This window comes from Nocardioides zhouii (assembly GCF_004137345.1).
Classification (GTDB): Bacteria; Actinomycetota; Actinomycetes; order Propionibacteriales; family Nocardioidaceae; genus Nocardioides; species Nocardioides zhouii.
Genome location: NZ_SDWV01000006.1, coordinates 120,204 through 138,610, shown reverse-complemented (window position 1 = coordinate 138,610; position 18,407 = coordinate 120,204). Strand labels below are relative to the sequence as shown.

The following is an 18,407-nucleotide window of genomic DNA, read 5'->3' as shown; positions in this document are numbered from 1 at the left end:
GAGGTCGGTCCGTGGTCTGGCTGTTGTCGGTCGGTGTGGAGCGGGAGCCGGTCAGCTCTCGATGTTCGCCATGACGTGCTTGATCCGGGTGTAGTCCTCGAACCCGTACATCGACAAGTCCTTCCCGTAGCCGGACTTCTTGTAGCCGCCGTGCGGCATCTCGGCGACGAGTGGGATGTGGGTGTTGATCCACACGCAGCCGAAGTCCAGCGCCTTCGACATCCGCATCGCGCGGCCGAAGTCCTTGGTCCACACCGACGACGCGAGGCCGTAGTCGACTCCGTTGGCCCAGCGGATCGCCTCGTCCTCGTCGGTGAACCGCTGCACCGTGATGACGGGACCGAAGATCTCGTTCTGGGTCGCCTCGTCGTCCTGGCGCAGCCCCGAGAGCACGGTGGGCTCGAGGTAGAAGCCGTCACCCAGGTCCGTACGCCGGTTGCCTCCGGCCGAGACGGTGGCGTGCGAGGGGAGGTTCTCGATGAAGCTGCTCACGTGCGCCAGCTGGCGGGCGTTGTTGACCGGGCCGAAGAGCGCGTCCTCGTCGTCGGGCAGCCCGACCGGCGCGGAGGTCCTGGCGTACTCGGCGAGCGCCGCGACGAAGTCGTCGTGGATGCCGGGCGCCACGAGGACCCGCGTCGCGGCGGTGCAGTCCTGGCCGGCGTTGAAGTAGCCGGCGATCGCGATGCCCTCGACGGCGGCCTCGATGTCGGCGTCGTCGAAGACCACGACCGGCGCCTTGCCGCCGAGCTCGAGGTGCACCCGCTTGATCTGCGGCGCTGCGCTGGCGGCCACCTCGGCCCCGGCCCGTACGGACCCGGTGATGGCGACGAGGCTCGGGGTCGGGTGCTCGACGAGGAGGCGGCCGGTCTCGCGGTCACCGGTGACGACGTTGAGCGTGCCGGCCGGGAGGAACTCGGACGCGAGCTCGGCCAGCCGCAGCGTGCTCTCGGGAGTGGTGTCGCTCGGCTTGAGGACCACGGTGTTGCCCGCGGCCAGCGCCGGTCCGATCTTCCACACGGCCATGAGGAGGGGGTAGTTCCACGGGGTGACCTGGCCGACGACGCCGATCGGCTCGCGCCTGACCCACGAGGTGTGGCCAGCCATGTACTCCCCGGCCGCCCGCCCCTCCAGCACCCGCGCCGCTCCCGCGAAGAAGCGGAGCTGGTCCACCATCGGCGGGATCTCCTCGCTCGCGGTGAGCGCCTTGATCTTCCCGGTGTTCTCCGACTCCAGGGCGATGAGCTCGTCGGCGTGCGCCTCGATCGAGTCGGCGAACTTCAGCAGCGCCTGCTGCCGCTCGCTGGGCGTCGTACGCCCCCACTCGGCGAAGGCCGTGTCGGCGGCGGCGTACGCCGCGTCGACCTCCTCGCCCCCGCTGACCGGGGCGTGGGCCACGACCTGCCCGGTCGAGGGGTTCACGACGTCGCTCGTGGCGCCGGCATCAGCATCGACATAGGCGCCGCCGATGAAGTTGCGCAGCGTGCGTGGGGTGGTCACGGGTGTCCTCCCGGTCGGGGTGCGATGAGGGGAGAGTAGGCCGCGAGGGGTACCCATCGCCATAGCCTGAGCCAAAGAATGTGCGGTAATCGCAGAATTAACGCGGCGGAAATGCGGAATCCGTTCCTCACGGCTTGCCTTTCGGGGCCGGTCGCTCCACCATGGGCGCATGAGCAGCGAGGGACCGGTGAAGCTGGATGCGACCGCGAAGCGGATCATCGAGCTCCTGCAGGAGGATGGCCGCGCGTCGTACGCCGCCATCGCCAAGGCAGTCGGTCTCTCCGAGGCCGCGGCCCGCGCGCGGGTGCAGAAGCTGCTCGACTCCGAGATCATGCAGGTCGTCGCGGTCACCGATCCGACCCAGGTCGGGTTCACCCGCCAGGCGATGATCGGCATCCGCACCGAGGGCGACCCGCTCCAGGTCGGCGACCGGCTCGCGGAGGTCGCCGAGGTCGACTACGTGGTCACCACCGCCGGCAGCTTCGACCTCCTCGTCGAGGTGGTGTGCGAGGACGACCCGCACCTGCTCGACGTCATCCGTCGCGTCCGTGAGCTCGAGGGGGTGGTCTCCTCGGAGACCTTCGTCTACCTCAAGCTCAACAAGCAGCACTACAACTGGGGAACACGATGAGCATCGACCAGTCCTTCGACTACCAGGCGGCCGGCCGCGACCACCTGTGGTTGCACTTCACCCGCCACTCGACCTACGAGAAGGGCGGCGAGATGCCGCTCATCGTCAAGGGCGAGGGCCACAAGATCTGGGACAGCCACGGCCGCGAGTACATCGACGGCCTCGCCGGCCTGTTCGTCGTACAGGTCGGCCACGGCCGCGAGGAGCTCGCCGAGGCGGCCGCCCAGCAGGCCAGGGAGCTCGCCTTCTTCCCGCTGTGGTCCTTCGCGCACCCGCGGGCCATCGAGCTCGCCGACCGGATCGCGAAGATGGCGCCCGGCGACCTCAACCGCGTCTTCTTCACCACCGGCGGCGGCGAGGCCGTCGAGTCCGCGTGGAAGCTCGCCAAGCAGTACTTCAAGCTCACCGGCAAGCCCAACAAGCACAAGGTCATCTCTCGGGCCGTGGCCTACCACGGCACCCCGCAGGGCGCGCTGTCCATCACCGGCATCCCGCCGCTGAAGGAGATGTTCGAGCCGCTGGTCCCCGGCGCCCACAAGGTGCCGAACACCAACTTCTACCGCCGCCCCGACTACCTCGGCGACGACGAGAAGGCCTTCGGCCGCTGGGCCGCGGACCGGATCGCGGAGGCGATCGAGTTCGAGGGGCCCGACACCGTCGCCGCCGTCTTCCTCGAGCCCGTGCAGAACGCCGGCGGCTGCTTCCCGCCCCCGCCGGGCTACTTCGAGCGGGTGCGCGAGATCTGCGACGAGTACGACGTCCTGCTGGTCTCCGACGAGGTCATCTGCGCCTTCGGCCGGGTGGGGGAGATGTTCGGCGCCACCGAGTTTGGCTACCAGCCCGACATCATCACGTGCGCCAAGGGCATGACCTCCGGCTACTCGCCGATCGGCGCGATGATCGCGAGCGACCGGCTCTTCGAGCCGTTCAAGAGCGGCACCACGGCGTACGCCCACGGCTACACGTTCGGCGGGCACCCGGTCTCGTCGGCGGTCGCCCTCGCCAACCTCGACATCTTCGAGCGCGAGGGGCTCACCGACCACGTCCAGCAGAACGCCCCGGGCTTCCGCTCGACGCTGGAGAAGCTGTACGACATCCCGATCGTCGGCGACGTACGTGGTCACGGCTACTTCTACGGCATCGAGCTGGTGAAGGACCGCGAGACCAAGGAGACGTTCGACGACGCCGAGTCCGAGCGACTGCTGCGTGGCTACCTCTCCGGTGCGCTGTGGGAGGCCGGGCTCTACTGCCGGGCTGACGACCGCGGTGACCCGGTCATCCAGCTGGCGCCGCCGCTGATCATCGGCCAGCCGGAGTTCGACGACATCGAGCAGCGGTTGCGCTCCGTGCTCACCGGGGCGCTCGCGCACCTCTGATGTGCGTCCGACCCGCGTGAGCGGGGAGGATGCTCCCGTGAACGACGTACGCCCGGCCCGCCCGCACCACAAGCTGACCGAGGACGGGCGGCGCATGCGCGAGGTGCTGTCCTACTCACGTCGCGGCAGCCGGTTCACCCCGCGCCAGGCCGAGGCCTGGGCCGCGCACCAGGCGGACTGGGTGATCCCCGAGGCGGCCGTCGACCGGCCCGACTTCTCCCTGGCCGAGGTGTTCGGCCGGGAGGCCCCGCTGATCCTCGAGATCGGGTCCGGCATCGGCGAGGCCACGGCCGTCCTCGCCGCGGCCCGCCCCGACCACGACGTGCTGGCGCTCGATGTGTGGCTCCCCGGAGTGGCCGATTCGTTGTGGCGTGTCGCCGAGGCCGGCGCGGACAACGTGCGGTTCTGCTCGGTGGACGCCGTCTGGTCGCTGGAGAACCTCCTGGGCCCCGCCAGCCTCGCCGAGATCTGGACCTTCTTCCCCGACCCCTGGCGCAAGACCAAGCACCGCAAGCGCCGCCTGGTCAAGCCCGCCAACGCGGCGCTCGCCTCCTCGCGGCTGGTGTCGGGCGGCGCCTGGCGCCTCGCGACGGACTGGGCCGACTACGCCGACCAGATGCGCGACGTGCTCGACGCCGAGCCCACCCTCGAGGGCGGCCGGGTGGAGCGCTGGGCCGAACGTCCGGTCACCCGCTTCGAGCGCAAGGGCCTCGACGTCGGCCGCGACATCGCCGACTTCTGCTACCGCCGGGTCGGCTGATTCCTTCGAGCGGTGCGTGAGGGGCGTTCGTCGCCCGCGCAATCCGCCTCACACGCCGCTCGCGCGCGTGTCGCCGTACGACGCGCTCTGAGCGGTGCGTGAGGGGCGTACCCCGCGGAGGAAGTCCTCCTCACTCACCGCTCAGACGGTGAGCTCGGCGGGTCGAGGAGGGCGAGCTCCTCGTCGACGTACGGGTCGGTCTCGCCGATCGCGTCGAGCTCGGCCTTGAGCGCGAGCTGCCTCTCGCGCGCCGCATCGACGGCGCCGAGGTGGCGCAGCGACCACGCCACCATCCACCGCGCGACCCGGGTGCGTGCCGGGTCGCCGATCCGCAGCCGCGCCTCGAGCGCCTCCTCGAAGGCCGCGAGCGCGGCCGCGTGGTCGCCCGCATCGGCGTGCTCCATGCCGATGTTGTTGAGCAGGGACGCGTCCCAGTCCCGGGCCGCCGGGTCGGACGCAGCCCGCGCCCGGTCGAGGGCGGCGTGGTGGGCCGCGAGCCGCTCCGCCGGTTCCACGACCAGCGCCACCATGTGCAGGGCGTCGACCTCGAGCTCCTCGAGACCGTCTTCGCGAGCAGCCGACGCCGCGTCCTCGAAGAGCGGTCGGGCGGATCCCGGGTCGCCCGACGAGCGCAGCAGCCGACCGCGCTGGAGCGCGATCCGCACCCGCGACCCGGCGTCAGCGGGGGAGAGGGCGTCGAGCACCGCGTGCCCCTCGTCGTACCTCTCCTGCAGGCCGAGGGCACGTGCCACCTGCGTCGAGGCGTACGTCGCCAGCGGCTCGTCGGGGTCCGCGGCGAGCCGGCGGAACCGCTCCTCGCTGCCGGACGGGTCGTCGAAGTCCCACACCTCACGCAGGTCGCTCGTCATGGGCCGCAGGCTAGGACCTCGACCCAGCCGGACCACGTCCCTATTCTCGAGCCGTGGGCACCGGGGGGAGCAGGGGAGTGGTCGCTGCGGTGCTGGTCCTGCTCGCCACAGGCTGCTCGGGCACCGAGCGCACGACTGACGAGCCCACGGCCTCGCCGCCGACGTCCGCGAAGCCCGACGCGACGACGGCGCTGCGCGGGCGCTGCCTGTCCGCGATGCCCGACGACGCTCCACTCGCGGCCGTCACGCTGACCAGCGGCAGCGGCAACGCGATCGAGGCCGCGCGGATCGGCCCGGAGACGAACGACGGGGTCGCGATCCTGCTGCCCCAGATCGGCGGCATCTGCGGCTGGGGTCGCTGGGCGACCGCGGCCTCCGACGCCGGCCTCACCTCGCTCCTGGTCAGCCCGTGCGGCTACGGGGAGACGACCTGCACCGCCGAGGAGGACGCCGACCCGCTCCACGAGGTGGCGGCGGCGGTCGCCCTGGCACGCGGGGAGTACGGCGCGGAGCGCGTGGTCCTGCTGGGCACGTCGATGGGCGGCTCGCTGACCGTGATGGCGGTCGCCGCCGGCGCGGACGTCGACGCGTGGGCAGACGTCTCGGGACCCCCGGCGTGGGAGGGCGTGGAGCTCGCGTCGCTCGCCGGATCGCTCCCGGACGACGGACTGGTCGTGATGGCGCCGAGCGACGGACCGGAGATCTATGCGGCCGCCGAGTCGCTCGCGGAGGCGGCCGACGTACGATTCGTGGCGGGTCGCTCCGGCCACGGATGGGACCTGCTGGTCAACCCCGTGAGCGGGTCCGTGACCCGCATCGGACGGGAGCTGGTGGCGTTCGCGACAGGGCCCTCGGGCACCTGACAGCCGCCCGTTCGCGCTCCACTCCATTCCGATTTGGCGTGGGCACACCGAGTCTGTCAAGATGTTCCGGTTGCTCCGGCGGGTCGCCAGGGCAGGCACACATTGACTTCTGAATCGCGTCTCCTCGATCGAATCAGTCGTCTGCGTGCGCCGCACCGGATCAGATGTCTTGATCGGAGACCCGACCAGATCCGACAACCGTCGGGTGCCACCCAGAGCAGTACCACTCCCCGAAACCGGGGCGTATCGCGAGTTTCCGGCGCGACACGCCCGACCGCGGGGGTCGGAGGGTGGAGGAGAGACAGGCGGCACTCGCCCAGCAGGGGCGAAGAGCCGAAACCAGACCAGGCGTACGAGATCGAAGGACAGGGACCTATGGCGGGACAGAAGATCCGCATCAGGCTCAAGGCCTATGACCACGAGGTGATCGACACCTCGGCGCGGAAGATCGTGGACACCGTCACCCGTACGGGTGCGAAGGTCGCCGGCCCTGTGCCGCTGCCGACCGAGAAGAACGTGTACTGCGTCATCCGATCGCCCCACAAGTACAAGGACTCCCGCGAGCACTTCGAGATGCGCACCCACAAGCGCCTCATCGACATCATCGACCCGACGCCGAAGACCGTCGACTCGCTGATGCGACTCGACCTGCCTGCCGGTGTCGACATCGAGATCAAGCTCTGAGGGCCGACATGTCGAACACTTTTGAACGCAACGTGAAGGGTCTGCTGGGCACCAAGCTCGGCATGACCCAGCTCTGGGACGAGAACAACAAGGTCGTCCCCGTGACCGTGATCTCCGCGAGCACCAACGTGGTGACCCAGGTCCGCCAGCCCGAGGTGGACGGCTACAACGCCATCCAGGTCGGCTACGGCGAGATCGAGGCCCGCAAGGTCAACTCCCCCGAGGCCGGTCACTTCACCAAGGCCGGGGTGACCCCGCGTCGCCACGTCGCCGAGATCCGCACTGCTGACGCCGCCGCCTACACCGTGGGCCAGGAGCTCAGCGTCGACACCTTCGCCGCTGGCGAGGAGATCGACGTCACCGGCACCAGCAAGGGCAAGGGCTTCGCTGGCGTCATGAAGCGTCACGGCTTCCACGGCGTGTCCGCCTCGCACGGTGCCCACCGCAACCACCGCAAGCCCGGTTCCATCGGCGCCTGCGCGACCCCCGGTCGCGTGTTCAAGGGCACTCGGATGGCCGGCCGCATGGGTAGCGACACGGTCACCACGCAGAACCTGACGGTGCACGCCGTCGACGCCGAGAAGGGCCTCATCCTCCTCAAGGGCGCCGTCCCCGGCCCCCGCGGTGGCCTCGTGGTCCTGCGCTCGGCCGCCAAGAGCACCGTGAAGGAGGCCTGAGCATGGCTGTCAAGACCATCAAGGTCGACCTCCCCGCCGAGATCTTCGACGTCGAGGTCAACATTCCCCTGATCCACCAGGTCGTCGTCGCGCAGCAGGCTGCCGCGCGTCAGGGCACGCACGCCACCAAGACCCGCGCCGACGTGCGCGGTGGTGGCCGCAAGCCCTACAAGCAGAAGGGCACCGGCCGCGCCCGTCAGGGCTCGACCCGCGCTCCGCAGTTCGCCGGCGGTGGCGTCGTCCACGGCCCGCAGCCGCGCAGCTACGACCAGCGCACCCCCAAGAAGATGAAGGCCGCCGCCCTGCGCGGTGCCCTCTCCGACCGGGCCCGCAACGGTCGTGTCCACGTGGTCGACGCGCTGGTGACGGGCGACAAGCCCTCCACCAAGAACGCGCTGGCCTCGCTGATCACGCTGACCGACCGCGTGGGCTACCTCGTGGTGCTTGAGCGCTCCGACGCGGTCACCTGGCTCTCGCTGCGCAACGCGCCCGAGGTCCACATCGTCGCCGTCGACCAGCTCAACACCTACGACGTGCTCAACGCCGACGACGTGGTGTTCACCCAGGGCGCCTACGACGTCTTCGTGAGCGGCGCGTCCACCGCTGCTCCGGCCAAGGCCGAGACGAAGACGGCTGCCAAGGCCGACACCACGACTGCGGCCAAGGCCGAGGTCAAGGCGTTCGCCGACGTCCCGGCTGCCGACGAGTCCGCCGACGAGGCCCCCGCGCTGCCCAAGGGCGCGAAGGCCCCGCTGAAGAGCGGCAACGCTCCCAAGGGCTACGAGGTCAAGGGCAACGCCGACTCGGGTCTCTACCACGAGCCCGACGGTCAGTGGTACGCCGCGACCGAGGCCGAGTTCTGGTTCAAGAGCGCTGAGGACGCCGAGGCCGCTGGCTTCACGCGTGCCGGTGGCGGAACCGCCGCCGACAAGACCGAGGAGGACGACAAGTGAGCACCCTGCACAAGGACCACCGCGACGTCCTGATCGCCCCGGTCGTGTCGGAGAAGAGCTACGGCCTGCTCGACGCCAACAAGTACACCTTCATCGTCCACCCGGACGCCAACAAGACCGAGATCAAGATCGCGGTCGAGAAGGTCTTCGGCGTCAAGGTCACCTCGGTCAACACGATCAACCGCCAGGGCAAGACGCGTCGCACCAAGTACGGCTTGGGCAAGCGTCCGAACACCAAGCGCGCAATCGTCAGCCTCGCCGAGGGTCACCGCATCGACATCTTCGGAGGTCCGGTCTCCTGACCGGGCTCCTGACTAGGAACTGACTATGGCAATCCGCAAGTACAAGCCGACCACCCCGGGCCGTCGTGGCTCGTCCGTGGCCGACTTCGTCGAGATCACCCGGACCACGCCCGAGAAGTCGCTGACGCGTCCGCTGCCCAAGAACGGTGGCCGCAACAACCAGGGCCGCATCACCACCCGTCACAAGGGTGGCGGGCACAAGCGCGCCTACCGCATCATCGACTTCCGTCGCTACGACAAGGACGGCGTGCCGGCCAAGGTCGCTCACATCGAGTACGACCCCAACCGCACCGCCCGCATCGCGCTGCTGCACTACGCCGACGGCGAGAAGCGCTACATCGTGGCCCCCAAGGGCCTCGAGCAGGGCACCCCGGTGGAGTCCGGCCCCAACGCCGACATCAAGCCCGGCAACAACCTCCCGCTGCGCAACATCCCGGTCGGTTCGACCATCCACTGCGTGGAGCTGCGTCCGGGCGGCGGCGCCAAGATCGCCCGCTCGGCCGGCAACTCGGCCCAGCTGGTCGCCCGCGAGGGAAGCCGCGCGACGCTCCGCATGCCTTCGGGCGAGATGCGCTTCGTCGACGTGCGCTGCCGCGCGACGATCGGTGAGGTCGGCAACGCCGAGCAGTCCAACATCAACTGGGGCAAGGCCGGCCGCATGCGCTGGAAGGGCGTCCGCCCGACCGTCCGTGGTGTCGTCATGAACCCGGTCGACCACCCGCACGGTGGTGGTGAGGGCAAGACGTCCGGTGGTCGCCACCCCGTCTCCCCCTGGGGCAAGCCCGAGGGCCGTACGCGCAAGCGCAAGGCCAGCGACTCCCAGATCATCCGTCGTCGCAAGTCCGGCAAGGGTAGGAAGTAACCGACATGCCTCGCAGCCTGAAGAAGGGCCCCTTCATCGACGACCACCTTCAGAAGAAGGTGGACGCCGAGAACGAGAAGGGCAGCCACAACGTCATCAAGACCTGGTCACGCCGGTCGATGATCGTGCCCGACATGATCGGTCACACCATCGCCGTGCACGACGGTCGCAAGCACGTCCCTGTCTTCGTGACCGACTCCATGGTCGGCCACAAGCTCGGGGAGTTCGCCCCCACCCGCACCTACCGCGGGCACGTCAAGGAAGACCGGAAGGGACGCCGTCGATGAGCACCACCGAGCGCAGCCGCACCAGTGCGCGCCGCAGCACGTTGCTCGGCGACCAGCCGGGCTCCTATGCCAGCGCGCGTTACGTGCGGATCACCCCGATGAAGGCCCGCCGTGTCGTGAACATGGTCCGCGGCCTCCAGGTCGACGAGGCCCTGACCCTGCTGCAGTTCGCGCCGCAGGCAGCCTCCGAGACCGTCTACAAGGTGCTGGAGAGCGCCGTCGCCAACGCTGAGACCACGGAGGGCCTCAACCGGGCCGACCTGCTCGTCACCGTCGCGATGGTCGACGAGGGCCCGACGATGAAGCGTTGGCGTCCGCGTGCCCAGGGTCGGGCGACCCGCATCAACAAGCGCACGAGCCACATCACCCTCGCGGTGCAGCCGGCCGAGTTCGTCACCAAGACGTCCAAGAACGGCAAGAACGGCCCCACCCACACGAACGGAAGGGGTGCCTGATGGGTCAGAAGATCAACCCGAACGGGTTCCGCCTCGGCATCTCCACCGACCACAAGAGCCGCTGGTACGCCGACAAGCTCTACAAGGCGTACGTCGGCGAGGACGTCGCGATCCGCAAGCTGCTCTCCAAGGGCATGGAGCGGGCCGGCATCTCCAAGGTCGAGATCGAGCGCACCCGCGACCGCGTCCGGGTGGACATCCACACCGCGCGTCCCGGCATCGTCATCGGTCGCCGTGGCGCCGAGGCCGACCGCATCCGCGGCGAGCTCGAGAAGCTCACCGGCAAGCAGGTCCAGCTCAACATCCTCGAGGTCAAGAACCCCGAGATCGACGCCCAGCTCGTCGCCCAGGGAGTTGCCGAGCAGCTCTCCGGTCGCGTGCAGTTCCGTCGTGCGATGAAGAAGGCCATGCAGACCTCGATGCGCTCGGGTGCCAAGGGCATCCGGATCCAGTGCTCGGGTCGTCTCAACGGCGCCGAGATGTCGCGTACGGAGTTCTACCGCGAGGGCCGCGTGCCCCTGCACACGCTCCGCGCCGACATCGACTACGGCTTCTACGAGGCCAAGACCACCTTCGGCCGCATCGGCGTGAAGGTCTGGATCTACAAGGGCGAGGTCGCCGGCACCCGTGCCGAGCGCCAGGCCCAGCAGGCCGCCCGCGCCGGTGCTCCCGGTCGCGGCGGTCGTCCCACCACCAACCGTGGCGCCGAGCGCCCGAGCCGTGGCACCCGCGGCGACCGCGCTCCTCGCACCGAGGGCGCTGCTGAGACCTCAGCCGCCCCGGCTGCCGAGGCCGCACCGAGCACCGGACAGGAGGCCTGACCTCATGTTGATGCCCCGTCGCGTCAAGCACCGCAAGCAGCACCACCCGAAGCGTCGTGGTGCCGCCAAGGGCGGTACGACCCTGGCGTTCGGTGACTTCGGCATCCAGGCGATCGAGGGTCACTACGTGACCAACCGACAGATCGAGTCGGCCCGTATCGCCATGACCCGTCACATCAAGCGTGGCGGAAAGGTCTGGATCAACATCTACCCGGACCGCCCGCTGACCAAGAAGCCTGCCGAGACCCGCATGGGTTCCGGTAAGGGTTCCCCCGAGTGGTGGGTGGCCAACGTCAAGCCCGGCCGCGTCATGTTCGAACTCTCCGGTGTCGACGAGGTGACTGCTCGTGAGGCCATGCGCCGCGCGATGCACAAGCTTCCGATGAAGTGCCGGTTCATCTCCCGAGAGGCCGGTGAATTCTGATGGCTACCAAGCTCATCGCCCACGAGCTCGACGAGCTCAACGCCACCGACCTGGAGGCCAAGCTGCGCGAGGCCAAGGAGGAGCTGTTCAACCTCCGGTTCCAGGCGGCCACCGGCCAGCTGGACAGCCACGGCCGGCTGCGCGTGGTCAAGAAGGACATCGCCCGGATCTACACCGTGCTGCGCGAGCGTGAGCTCGGCATCCGCACGACGCCGGGCACCAACGAAGAGGCGAAGGCATGACCGAGAACACTGCGACCCAGACCACCGGCGAGCGCAACCAGCGCAAGACCCGCGAGGGCCTCGTCGTGAGCGACAAGATGGACAAGACCATCGTCGTCGCTGTCGAGGACCGCGTGAAGCACGCCCTCTACGGCAAGGTGCTGCGCAAGACCTCGCGCCTCAAGGCGCACGACGAGACCAACCAGTGCGGCATCGGCGACCGGGTCCTCATCATGGAGACCCGTCCGCTGTCGGCCACCAAGCGCTGGCGCCTCATCGAGGTCCTCGAAAAGGCGAAGTGAGCCACCGGTGAGGTGAGCCCCGCTCATCCCACCCGGCCCGCACGCAACGAAACCCCACCAGTTCGGCCAGGCTCGCACCCCGTGAGGGTGTGAGAACCAGCTCGACAACCAGGAGAAACCAATGATCCAGCAGGAGTCGCGACTCAAGGTCGCCGACAACACCGGTGCGAAGGAGATCCTCTGCATCCGTGTTCTCGGTGGCTCTGGCCGTCGCTACGCCGGCATCGGTGACGTCATCGTCGCCACCGTCAAGGACGCGATCCCCGGTGGCAACGTCAAGAAGGGCGACGTCGTCAAGGCCGTGGTCGTACGCACCGTCAAGGAGCGTCGCCGCGCCGACGGTTCCTACATCCGCTTCGACGAGAACGCCGCCGTCATTCTCAAGAACGACGGCGAGCCTCGCGGAACGCGCATCTTCGGCCCCGTGGGCCGCGAGCTGCGCGAGAAGCGCTTCATGAAGATCATCTCGCTCGCCCCGGAGGTGTTGTGAGAGATGGGTAAGCACATGAACATCAAGAAGGGCGACACCGTCAAGGTGATCGCAGGCAAGGACAAGGGTGCCCAGGGCAAGGTCATCACGGTGCTCCGCGAGGAGGACCGCGTGATCGTCGAGGGAGTCAACCTCGTCAAGCGCCACACCAAGTCCGTCCAGCAGACCGGCACGACCGGCGGCATCATCACCCGTGAGGCCCCGATTCACGTCTCCAACGTGATGCTGGTCGAGGGTGACGGCGTCACCCGCATCGGCTTCCGCCGCGACGAGGTCACCAAGCGCCGTCCCGACGGCTCGACCTACGCGGCGAACCGCTCGGTCCGCGTGTCCCGCAAGACCGGCAAGGAGATCTGACATGGCCGAGACCCAGAACGAGATTCCTCGGCTCAAGGCGCGTTACCGCGAGGAGATCCTCCCCGCGCTGCGCACGGAGTTCGACATCGCGAACGTCATGCAGGTGCCTGGCCTGACCAAGATCGTGGTCAACATGGGTGTCGGCGAGGCTGCTCGCGACTCCAAGCTGATCGACGGCGCCATCAAGGACCTCACCGCGATCACCGGCCAGAAGCCGGCCGTGACGAAGGCCCGCAAGTCCATCGCGCAGTTCAAGCTGCGTGAGGGCATGCCGATCGGCACACACGTCACGCTGCGCGGCGACCGCATGTGGGAGTTCCTCGACCGCCTGCTCTCGCTCGCCCTGCCCCGCATCCGCGACTTCCGCGGTCTCTCGCCCAAGCAGTTCGACGGGCGTGGCAACTACACCTTCGGTCTCACCGAGCAGGTCATGTTCCACGAGATCAACCAGGACAAGATCGACCGGTCGCGCGGCATGGACATCACCATCGTGACCACCGCCACCAACGACGACGAGGGGCGCGCGCTGCTCAAGCAGCTCGGCTTCCCGTTCAAGGAGAACTGACATGGCGAAGACTGCGCTCAAGGTCAAGGCCGCTCGCAAGCCGAAGTTCGCTGTCCGCGGCTACACCCGCTGCCAGCGCTGCGGCCGCCCGAAGGCCGTCTACCGCAAGTTCGGCCTGTGCCGGATCTGCCTGCGGGAGATGGCCCACCGCGGCGAGCTGCCGGGCGTCACCAAGTCCTCCTGGTGACCTCGGTCTCCTCTCTCACCACCTCAACACGTTGAAGGTCCCCCGGCTGCGAGCTGGGGGAAACCACGACGAGAAAGAACCACATCATGACGATGACTGACCCGATCGCAGACATGCTCACCCGTCTGCGCAACGCCAACCAGGCGTACCACGACGTGGTGTCGATGCCTTACAGCAAGATGAAGGCCGGCCTCGCGGAGATCCTCAAGCAGGAGGGCTACATCACCTCCTACGACGTGGCCGACAACGCCAACGCCGAGGGCGAGCCCGCCGTCGGCAAGACGCTGACCGTCACCCTCAAGTACGGCCGCAACCGGGAGCGCTCGATCGCCGGCGTGCGCCGCATCAGCAAGCCCGGTCTGCGTGTCTACGCCAAGAGCACGAACCTGCCCCGCGTCCTCGGTGGACTCGGCGTCGCGATCATCTCGACGTCGCAGGGACTGCTGACCGACCGCCAGGCGAACCAGAAGGGCGTGGGCGGCGAAGTCCTCGCCTACGTCTGGTAATCCGGACTACAAGACCAGAAGGAGAAACAAGCATGTCGCGTATTGGCAGGCTCCCCATCCCGGTCCCGTCCGGTGTCGATGTAGCCATCGACTCGGCAACGGTCACCGTCAAGGGCCCCAAGGGCACCCTGAGCCACACTGTGGCCTCTCCCATCGTCGTGGAGAAGGCCGAGGACGGTGTCCTCTCGGTCAACCGCCCCGATGACGAGCGCAACAGTCGCTCGCTCCACGGCCTCACCCGCACCCTGATCAACAACATGGTCGTGGGTGTCACCGAGGGCTACGAGAAGAAGCTCGAGATCGTGGGCGTGGGTTACCGCGTACTGCCCAAGGGCCCCACGCAGCTCGAGTTCCAGCTCGGCTACTCCCACCCCATCATCTTCGACGCGCCCGAGGGCATCACCTTCACCACCGAAGGCCCGACCAAGCTCGGCGTCGTCGGCATCGACAAGCAGCTCGTCGGTGAGGTCGCGGCCAAGATCCGCAAGCTGCGCAAGCCTGAGCCCTACAAGGGCAAGGGCGTGCGTTACTCCGGCGAGCACATCCGCCGCAAGGTCGGAAAGGCCGGTAAGTGACATGGCTATCTCACTGAGCAACAACAAGCACACGGCGACCCGTGTCCGTGCCCGCCTGCGCCGTCAGGCGCGGGGCCGCAAGCGGATCAACGGCACCACCGAGCGTCCGCGCCTGGTGGTCACCCGGTCGGCGCGTCACATCTCCGTGCAGGTCGTCGACGACCTGGCCGGCGCCACGCTGGCGTACGCCTCCTCCATGGAGGCCGACGTCCGCACCACTGGCGGCGACAAGACCACGCAGGCCAAGAAGGTCGGCGAGCTGGTGGCCACGCGTGCCAAGGCCGCGGGGATCGAAGACGTCGTCTTCGACCGCGCCGGCAACAAGTACCACGGCCGCATCGCGGCCCTCGCCGATGCCGCCCGGGAGGGCGGCCTGTCCTTCTGATCGCCTACGCGACCAGAGAGCACACCTTAGATATGGAGCACATCTCATGAGCGGAGCCCAGCGCGGACAGCGCAGCGGTGGCTCGGGTGACCGTCGCGGACGCGACAACGGTCGTGGCCAGGCTGAGAAGTCTGTCTACATCGAGCGCGTCGTGGCGATCAACCGTGTCGCCAAGGTCGTGAAGGGTGGCCGTCGCTTCAGCTTCACCGCCCTCGTGATCGTGGGTGACGGTGACGGTCTCGTCGGCGTCGGCTACGGCAAGGCCAAGGAAGTTCCCGCGGCGATCGCCAAGGGTGTCGAGGAGGCCAAGAAGCACTTCTTCAAGGTCCCCCGCATCCAGGGCACCATCCCGCACCCGGTGCAGGGCGAGAAGGCTGCAGGCGTCGTCCTGCTGCGTCCCGCCGCCCCCGGTACCGGCGTGATCGCCGGTGGCCCGGTGCGCGCGGTGCTCGAGTGCGCCGGCATCCACGACGTGCTGAGCAAGTCGCTCGGTTCGTCCAACCAGATCAACATCGTCCACGCGACGGTCGAGGCGCTTCGCATGCTCGAGGAGCCGGAGCAGGTCGCGGCTCGTCGCGGCATGCGCGTCGAGGACGTCGCCCCGGCCGCGCTGCTCAAGGCGCGTGCCGAGGGTCTGCTCGAGGCGACGGCGGGAGTGCAGCAGTAATGGCACAGCTCAAGGTCCAGCAGAAGCGCGGACTGGTCGGTCTCAAGGCCAACCAGCGCGAGACGCTGCGCTCGCTCGGTCTCAAGAGGATCGGCGATGTCGTCGTCAAGGAAGACCGCCCGGAGATCCGGGGCATGGTCAACACGGTCCGTCACCTCGTGACGGTTGAGGAGGTGGAGTGACATGACGCTCAAGCTGCACCACTTGCGTCCCGCTCCGGGAGCCAAGACCGCCAAGACCCGCGTGGGTCGCGGTGAGGGCTCCAAGGGCAAGACCGCCGGTCGAGGCACCAAGGGCACCAAGGCGCGCTACCAGGTCCCGGTTGCCTTCGAGGGTGGCCAGATGCCGATCCACATGCGCCTGCCCAAGCTGAAGGGCTTCAAGAACCCCTTCCGCGTGGAGTTCCAGGTCGTCAACCTCGACCGCCTCGGCGAGCTGTTCCCCGACGGTGGCTCCGTGACCGTCGCCGACCTCGTGGCCAAGGGTGCCGTCCGCAAGGGCCAGCCCGTCAAGGTTCTGGGTCAGGGCGACATCTCGGTGGCCGTCCAGGTCAGCGTCGACGCCTTCTCGGCTTCGGCCAAGGAGAAGATCGAGGCTGCAGGCGGCACCACGACCGTGGCCTGACGCCACGATCACGCTCATCCGGTGAAGGCCTGGCCGCACAGTGGGAACTGTCGGCCGGGCCTTCGTCGTTAGCGGGGAAGCGGGTCGAACACCGGCTGTTAGGCTTCCCCGGGCTCTCCGCCGTACGACGGTGGGGGTCTCGCTGCCCGCTGATCCCGGCCGGGCCACCGAATGAAAGAGGAACCAGTGCTAGGCGCTTTCGCCAACGCTTTCCGGACTCCGGACCTGCGGAAGAAGCTGCTGTTCGTCCTGTTGATCGTCGCGATCTTCCGGCTCGGATCGCAGGTGCCCACCCCGGGTGTCCACGTGGCCAACGTCCAGCAGTGCATCAGCCAGCTCGAGGAGGGGGGCCTCTACAGCCTCATCAACCTCTTCTCCGGAGGTGCGCTGCTCCAGCTGACCATCTTCGCGCTGGGGATCATGCCCTACATCACGGCCTCGATCATCCTGCAACTGCTCGTCGTGGTGATCCCACGGCTCGAGGCGCTGAAGAAGGAGGGCCAGGCCGGTCAGGCGAAGATCACGCAGTACACCCGTTACCTCACGCTCGGCCTCGCGGTCCTGCAGGCGACGGGCATCGTGGCGCTGGCGCGCAACAAGGCGCTGCTCCAGGGCTGTGACCTCGACCTGCTGCACGACAACAGCACCTCGACGTTCCTCGTCATGGTCGTCACCATGACCGCCGGCACCGCGGTCATCATGTGGCTCGGTGAGCTCATCACCGACCGCGGCATCGGCAACGGCATGTCGATCCTCATCTTCACCCAGGTCGTCGCCACCTTCCCGGCGTCGCTCTGGAGCGTCCAGACCTCCAAGGGCTGGGTCGTCTTCGGCATCGTGATGGTGATCGGCCTCATCCTGGTCGCGGCCGTCATCTTCATCGAGCAGGCGCAGCGCCGCATCCCGGTGCAGTACGCCCGCCGCATGGTGGGCCGCAAGATGTTCGGCGGCAACTCGACGTACATCCCTCTCAAGGTCAACCAGGCCGGCATCATCCCGGTCATCTTTGCCTCGTCGCTGCTCTACCTCCCGGCGATGGCGGTGCAGTTCAACCCGGAGAGCACCAACCCGGTGCTGGACTTCATCGGCACCTACCTCGTCGGTGGCGACCACCCGCTCTACATGATCATGTACTTCGCGCTCATCATCTTCTTCACGTACTTCTACGTCTCGATCACCTTCAACCCTGTCGAGGTGGCGGACAACATGAAGAAGTACGGCGGCTTCATCCCCGGGATCCGGGCGGGCAAGCCGACCGAGGACTACCTGTCCTACGTCCTGTCCCGCATCACGTTCCCTGGAGCTCTCTACCTCGGCCTGATCTCGTTGGTCCCGCTCATCGCGTTCGCGATGATCCAGGCCAACCAGAACTTCCCGTTCGGTGGCACGTCCATCCTCATCATGGTCGGCGTTGCGCTCGACACGGTGAAGCAGATCGAGAGCCAGCTCCAGCAGCGCAACTACGAAGGATTCCTGAAGTAGATGAGACTGATCCTCATGGGCCCGCCCGGCGCGGGCAAGGGCACCCAGGCCCGATTCGTGGCCGAGCACTTCGGGGTGCCCGCTATCTCCACCGGTGACATCTTCCGCGCGAACGTCTCGCAGGGCACGCCGCTCGGCGTCGAGGCGAAGCGGTTCATGGACGCGGGGGAGTACGTCCCCGACGAGGTCACCAACAAGATGGTGCGCAACCGCATCGACGAGTCCGACGCCGAGCCCGGCTTCCTGCTCGACGGCTACCCGCGCACGCTGGCCCAGGTCGAAGAGCTCGACGGCATGATCGCGTTCACCGGGCACAAGCTCGACGCCGTCGTGGTGCTGACGGTCGACCCCGAGGAGCTCGTCCAGCGGCTGCTGCAGCGGGCGCAGACCGACGGTCGCACCGACGACACCGAGGACGTGATCCGGCGCCGGCAGGAGGTCTACACCGAGCAGACCGAGCCGCTCATCGGTGTCTACCGCGAGCGCGGGATCCTCGTCGAGCTCGACGGGATGGGCGAGGTCGACGACGTCACCCAGCGCATCTTCGACGCCCTCGACGAGATCCCCCAGAGCTGATCCGGGCAG

General features: G+C 68.2%; 29 protein-coding genes. 27 read left to right on the top strand and 2 right to left on the bottom strand.

Features of this window, described 5'->3' with window-relative positions; all coding sequences use genetic code 11:
* Positions 1-51 precede the first annotated feature (51 nt).
* Positions 52-1,497 carry a gamma-aminobutyraldehyde dehydrogenase gene (locus EUA94_RS07965; RefSeq protein WP_242494729.1) on the bottom strand — a complete coding sequence of 482 codons (1,446 nt, stop codon included), beginning with the start codon at positions 1,495-1,497 and terminating at the stop codon, positions 52-54.
* A 169-nt stretch (positions 1,498-1,666) separates the two neighbouring features.
* On the opposite strand from EUA94_RS07965, the gene EUA94_RS07960 reads away from it, so the two are divergent.
* Genes EUA94_RS07960 through trmB form a run of 3 tightly spaced genes read left to right on the top strand, consistent with a single transcriptional unit; the run spans position 1,667 to position 4,264 of the window.
* A complete protein-coding gene (locus EUA94_RS07960; RefSeq protein WP_129426339.1) occupies positions 1,667-2,128 on the top strand; it encodes an Lrp/AsnC family transcriptional regulator in 462 nt (153 codons plus the stop codon).
* Entirely contained in the window at positions 2,125-3,504 is a 1,380-nt protein-coding gene (locus tag EUA94_RS07955) for an aspartate aminotransferase family protein (RefSeq protein WP_129426338.1), read from the top strand. The genes EUA94_RS07960 and EUA94_RS07955 overlap by 4 nt, the downstream gene beginning before the upstream one ends.
* Positions 3,505-3,541: 37 nt before the next feature.
* A complete protein-coding gene (gene trmB, locus EUA94_RS07950) occupies positions 3,542-4,264 on the top strand; it encodes a tRNA (guanine(46)-N(7))-methyltransferase TrmB (RefSeq protein WP_242494728.1) in 723 nt (240 codons plus the stop codon).
* A 134-nt stretch (positions 4,265-4,398) separates the two neighbouring features.
* Here trmB and EUA94_RS07945 read toward each other — a convergent pair whose 3' ends face one another.
* Positions 4,399-5,133, bottom strand: a complete 735-nt coding sequence (locus EUA94_RS07945) for a hypothetical protein (protein ID WP_129426337.1) — start codon at positions 5,131-5,133, stop codon at positions 4,399-4,401.
* 53 nt (positions 5,134-5,186) lie between these two features.
* Between EUA94_RS07945 and EUA94_RS07940 the strand changes: the two genes are divergently transcribed.
* The 24 genes from EUA94_RS07940 to EUA94_RS07825 all read left to right on the top strand — a co-directional run bounded on the left by EUA94_RS07940 (position 5,187) and on the right by EUA94_RS07825 (position 18,398).
* The gene (locus tag EUA94_RS07940; RefSeq protein WP_129426336.1) at positions 5,187-5,996 is read left to right on the top strand and encodes an alpha/beta hydrolase family protein; all 810 of its coding nucleotides are present in this window, start codon (positions 5,187-5,189) and stop codon (positions 5,994-5,996) included.
* 375 nt (positions 5,997-6,371) lie between these two features.
* Positions 6,372-6,680: a 30S ribosomal protein S10 gene (gene rpsJ, locus EUA94_RS07935; protein WP_008360994.1), complete on the top strand. Its 309-nt coding sequence runs from the start codon at positions 6,372-6,374 to the stop codon at positions 6,678-6,680.
* 8 nt (positions 6,681-6,688) lie between these two features.
* Positions 6,689-7,357 (top strand): 50S ribosomal protein L3, encoded by a 669-nt coding sequence (gene rplC, locus EUA94_RS07930; protein WP_129426335.1) that lies wholly within the window; start codon positions 6,689-6,691, stop codon positions 7,355-7,357.
* A gap of 2 nt (positions 7,358-7,359) precedes the next feature.
* Positions 7,360-8,310 (top strand): 50S ribosomal protein L4, sunset domain variant, encoded by a 951-nt coding sequence (gene rplD / locus EUA94_RS07925; protein ID WP_129426334.1) that lies wholly within the window; start codon positions 7,360-7,362, stop codon positions 8,308-8,310.
* Positions 8,307-8,612, top strand: coding sequence for a 50S ribosomal protein L23 (gene rplW, locus EUA94_RS07920; RefSeq protein ID WP_129426333.1), 306 nt, complete (start codon positions 8,307-8,309; stop codon positions 8,610-8,612). The genes rplD and rplW overlap by 4 nt, the downstream gene beginning before the upstream one ends.
* Before the next feature lie 25 nt (positions 8,613-8,637).
* Entirely contained in the window at positions 8,638-9,474 is an 837-nt protein-coding gene (gene rplB, locus EUA94_RS07915; RefSeq protein ID WP_129426332.1) for a 50S ribosomal protein L2, read from the top strand.
* Between the two features lie 5 nt (positions 9,475-9,479).
* Positions 9,480-9,761, top strand: a complete 282-nt coding sequence (gene rpsS, locus EUA94_RS07910; protein WP_056599671.1) for a 30S ribosomal protein S19 — start codon at positions 9,480-9,482, stop codon at positions 9,759-9,761.
* Complete coding sequence (gene rplV, locus EUA94_RS07905) at positions 9,758-10,216, top strand: 50S ribosomal protein L22 (RefSeq protein WP_129426331.1); 459 nt, start codon at positions 9,758-9,760, stop codon at positions 10,214-10,216. Before rpsS ends, rplV begins: the two co-directional genes overlap by 4 nt.
* The gene (rpsC, locus tag EUA94_RS07900; RefSeq protein ID WP_129426330.1) at positions 10,216-11,037 is read left to right on the top strand and encodes a 30S ribosomal protein S3; all 822 of its coding nucleotides are present in this window, start codon (positions 10,216-10,218) and stop codon (positions 11,035-11,037) included. The genes rplV and rpsC overlap by 1 nt, the downstream gene beginning before the upstream one ends.
* 4 nt (positions 11,038-11,041) lie before the next feature.
* Complete coding sequence (gene rplP / locus EUA94_RS07895; protein ID WP_129426329.1) at positions 11,042-11,461, top strand: 50S ribosomal protein L16; 420 nt, start codon at positions 11,042-11,044, stop codon at positions 11,459-11,461.
* On the top strand, positions 11,461-11,703 hold the full coding sequence (gene rpmC, locus EUA94_RS07890) for a 50S ribosomal protein L29 (protein WP_129426328.1): 243 nt from the start codon (positions 11,461-11,463) through the stop codon (positions 11,701-11,703). Before rplP ends, rpmC begins: the two co-directional genes overlap by 1 nt.
* Positions 11,700-11,984, top strand: a complete 285-nt coding sequence (rpsQ, locus tag EUA94_RS07885) for a 30S ribosomal protein S17 (RefSeq protein WP_129426327.1) — start codon at positions 11,700-11,702, stop codon at positions 11,982-11,984. The genes rpmC and rpsQ overlap by 4 nt, the downstream gene beginning before the upstream one ends.
* 121 nt (positions 11,985-12,105) lie before the next feature.
* Positions 12,106-12,474, top strand: a complete 369-nt coding sequence (gene rplN, locus EUA94_RS07880) for a 50S ribosomal protein L14 (protein ID WP_056599693.1) — start codon at positions 12,106-12,108, stop codon at positions 12,472-12,474.
* A gap of 3 nt (positions 12,475-12,477) precedes the next feature.
* Positions 12,478-12,831, top strand: a complete 354-nt coding sequence (rplX, locus tag EUA94_RS07875; RefSeq protein ID WP_242494727.1) for a 50S ribosomal protein L24 — start codon at positions 12,478-12,480, stop codon at positions 12,829-12,831.
* Between the two features lies 1 nt (position 12,832).
* Positions 12,833-13,396: a 50S ribosomal protein L5 gene (gene rplE / locus EUA94_RS07870; protein ID WP_129426325.1), complete on the top strand. Its 564-nt coding sequence runs from the start codon at positions 12,833-12,835 to the stop codon at positions 13,394-13,396.
* Between the two features lies 1 nt (position 13,397).
* Positions 13,398-13,583, top strand: coding sequence for a type Z 30S ribosomal protein S14 (locus EUA94_RS07865; protein ID WP_011757321.1), 186 nt, complete (start codon positions 13,398-13,400; stop codon positions 13,581-13,583).
* Positions 13,584-13,669: 86 nt separating this feature from the next.
* Complete coding sequence (gene rpsH / locus EUA94_RS07860) at positions 13,670-14,089, top strand: 30S ribosomal protein S8 (protein WP_129426324.1); 420 nt, start codon at positions 13,670-13,672, stop codon at positions 14,087-14,089.
* Between the two features lie 32 nt (positions 14,090-14,121).
* The gene (gene rplF / locus EUA94_RS07855) at positions 14,122-14,664 is read left to right on the top strand and encodes a 50S ribosomal protein L6 (RefSeq protein WP_129426323.1); all 543 of its coding nucleotides are present in this window, start codon (positions 14,122-14,124) and stop codon (positions 14,662-14,664) included.
* A gap of 1 nt (position 14,665) precedes the next feature.
* A complete protein-coding gene (gene rplR, locus EUA94_RS07850) occupies positions 14,666-15,049 on the top strand; it encodes a 50S ribosomal protein L18 (protein ID WP_129426322.1) in 384 nt (127 codons plus the stop codon).
* Positions 15,050-15,095: 46 nt separating this feature from the next.
* Positions 15,096-15,716, top strand: a complete 621-nt coding sequence (gene rpsE, locus EUA94_RS07845) for a 30S ribosomal protein S5 (protein ID WP_129426321.1) — start codon at positions 15,096-15,098, stop codon at positions 15,714-15,716.
* Positions 15,716-15,898, top strand: a complete 183-nt coding sequence (gene rpmD / locus EUA94_RS07840; RefSeq protein ID WP_129426320.1) for a 50S ribosomal protein L30 — start codon at positions 15,716-15,718, stop codon at positions 15,896-15,898. The genes rpsE and rpmD overlap by 1 nt, the downstream gene beginning before the upstream one ends.
* A 1-nt stretch (position 15,899) precedes the next feature.
* Complete coding sequence (gene rplO, locus EUA94_RS07835) at positions 15,900-16,340, top strand: 50S ribosomal protein L15 (protein WP_129426319.1); 441 nt, start codon at positions 15,900-15,902, stop codon at positions 16,338-16,340.
* Between the two features lie 186 nt (positions 16,341-16,526).
* Positions 16,527-17,822, top strand: coding sequence for a preprotein translocase subunit SecY (gene secY, locus EUA94_RS07830; RefSeq protein ID WP_129426318.1), 1,296 nt, complete (start codon positions 16,527-16,529; stop codon positions 17,820-17,822).
* Complete coding sequence (locus tag EUA94_RS07825; protein WP_129426317.1) at positions 17,823-18,398, top strand: adenylate kinase; 576 nt, start codon at positions 17,823-17,825, stop codon at positions 18,396-18,398.
* Positions 18,399-18,407 lie beyond the last annotated feature (9 nt).

Coding starts and splice junctions, on each gene's coding strand:
- EUA94_RS07960 (WP_129426339.1), top strand. CDS start 1,667: ATGAGCAGCGAGGGACCGGTGAAGCTGGATGCGACCGCGAAGCGGATC.
- EUA94_RS07955 (WP_129426338.1), top strand. CDS start 2,125: ATGAGCATCGACCAGTCCTTCGACTACCAGGCGGCCGGCCGCGACCAC.
- EUA94_RS07945 (WP_129426337.1), bottom strand. CDS start 5,133: ATGACGAGCGACCTGCGTGAGGTGTGGGACTTCGACGACCCGTCCGGC.
- rpsJ (WP_008360994.1), top strand. CDS start 6,372: ATGGCGGGACAGAAGATCCGCATCAGGCTCAAGGCCTATGACCACGAG.
- rplC (WP_129426335.1), top strand. CDS start 6,689: ATGTCGAACACTTTTGAACGCAACGTGAAGGGTCTGCTGGGCACCAAG.
- rplD (WP_129426334.1), top strand. CDS start 7,360: ATGGCTGTCAAGACCATCAAGGTCGACCTCCCCGCCGAGATCTTCGAC.
- rplB (WP_129426332.1), top strand. CDS start 8,638: ATGGCAATCCGCAAGTACAAGCCGACCACCCCGGGCCGTCGTGGCTCG.
- rpsS (WP_056599671.1), top strand. CDS start 9,480: ATGCCTCGCAGCCTGAAGAAGGGCCCCTTCATCGACGACCACCTTCAG.
- rplV (WP_129426331.1), top strand. CDS start 9,758: ATGAGCACCACCGAGCGCAGCCGCACCAGTGCGCGCCGCAGCACGTTG.
- rpsC (WP_129426330.1), top strand. CDS start 10,216: ATGGGTCAGAAGATCAACCCGAACGGGTTCCGCCTCGGCATCTCCACC.
- rplP (WP_129426329.1), top strand. CDS start 11,042: ATGTTGATGCCCCGTCGCGTCAAGCACCGCAAGCAGCACCACCCGAAG.
- rpmC (WP_129426328.1), top strand. CDS start 11,461: ATGGCTACCAAGCTCATCGCCCACGAGCTCGACGAGCTCAACGCCACC.
- rpsQ (WP_129426327.1), top strand. CDS start 11,700: ATGACCGAGAACACTGCGACCCAGACCACCGGCGAGCGCAACCAGCGC.
- rplN (WP_056599693.1), top strand. CDS start 12,106: ATGATCCAGCAGGAGTCGCGACTCAAGGTCGCCGACAACACCGGTGCG.
- rplX (WP_242494727.1), top strand. CDS start 12,478: ATGGGTAAGCACATGAACATCAAGAAGGGCGACACCGTCAAGGTGATC.
- rplE (WP_129426325.1), top strand. CDS start 12,833: ATGGCCGAGACCCAGAACGAGATTCCTCGGCTCAAGGCGCGTTACCGC.
- EUA94_RS07865 (WP_011757321.1), top strand. CDS start 13,398: ATGGCGAAGACTGCGCTCAAGGTCAAGGCCGCTCGCAAGCCGAAGTTC.
- rpsH (WP_129426324.1), top strand. CDS start 13,670: ATGACGATGACTGACCCGATCGCAGACATGCTCACCCGTCTGCGCAAC.
- rplF (WP_129426323.1), top strand. CDS start 14,122: ATGTCGCGTATTGGCAGGCTCCCCATCCCGGTCCCGTCCGGTGTCGAT.
- rplR (WP_129426322.1), top strand. CDS start 14,666: ATGGCTATCTCACTGAGCAACAACAAGCACACGGCGACCCGTGTCCGT.
- rpsE (WP_129426321.1), top strand. CDS start 15,096: ATGAGCGGAGCCCAGCGCGGACAGCGCAGCGGTGGCTCGGGTGACCGT.
- rpmD (WP_129426320.1), top strand. CDS start 15,716: ATGGCACAGCTCAAGGTCCAGCAGAAGCGCGGACTGGTCGGTCTCAAG.
- rplO (WP_129426319.1), top strand. CDS start 15,900: ATGACGCTCAAGCTGCACCACTTGCGTCCCGCTCCGGGAGCCAAGACC.
- EUA94_RS07825 (WP_129426317.1), top strand. CDS start 17,823: ATGAGACTGATCCTCATGGGCCCGCCCGGCGCGGGCAAGGGCACCCAG.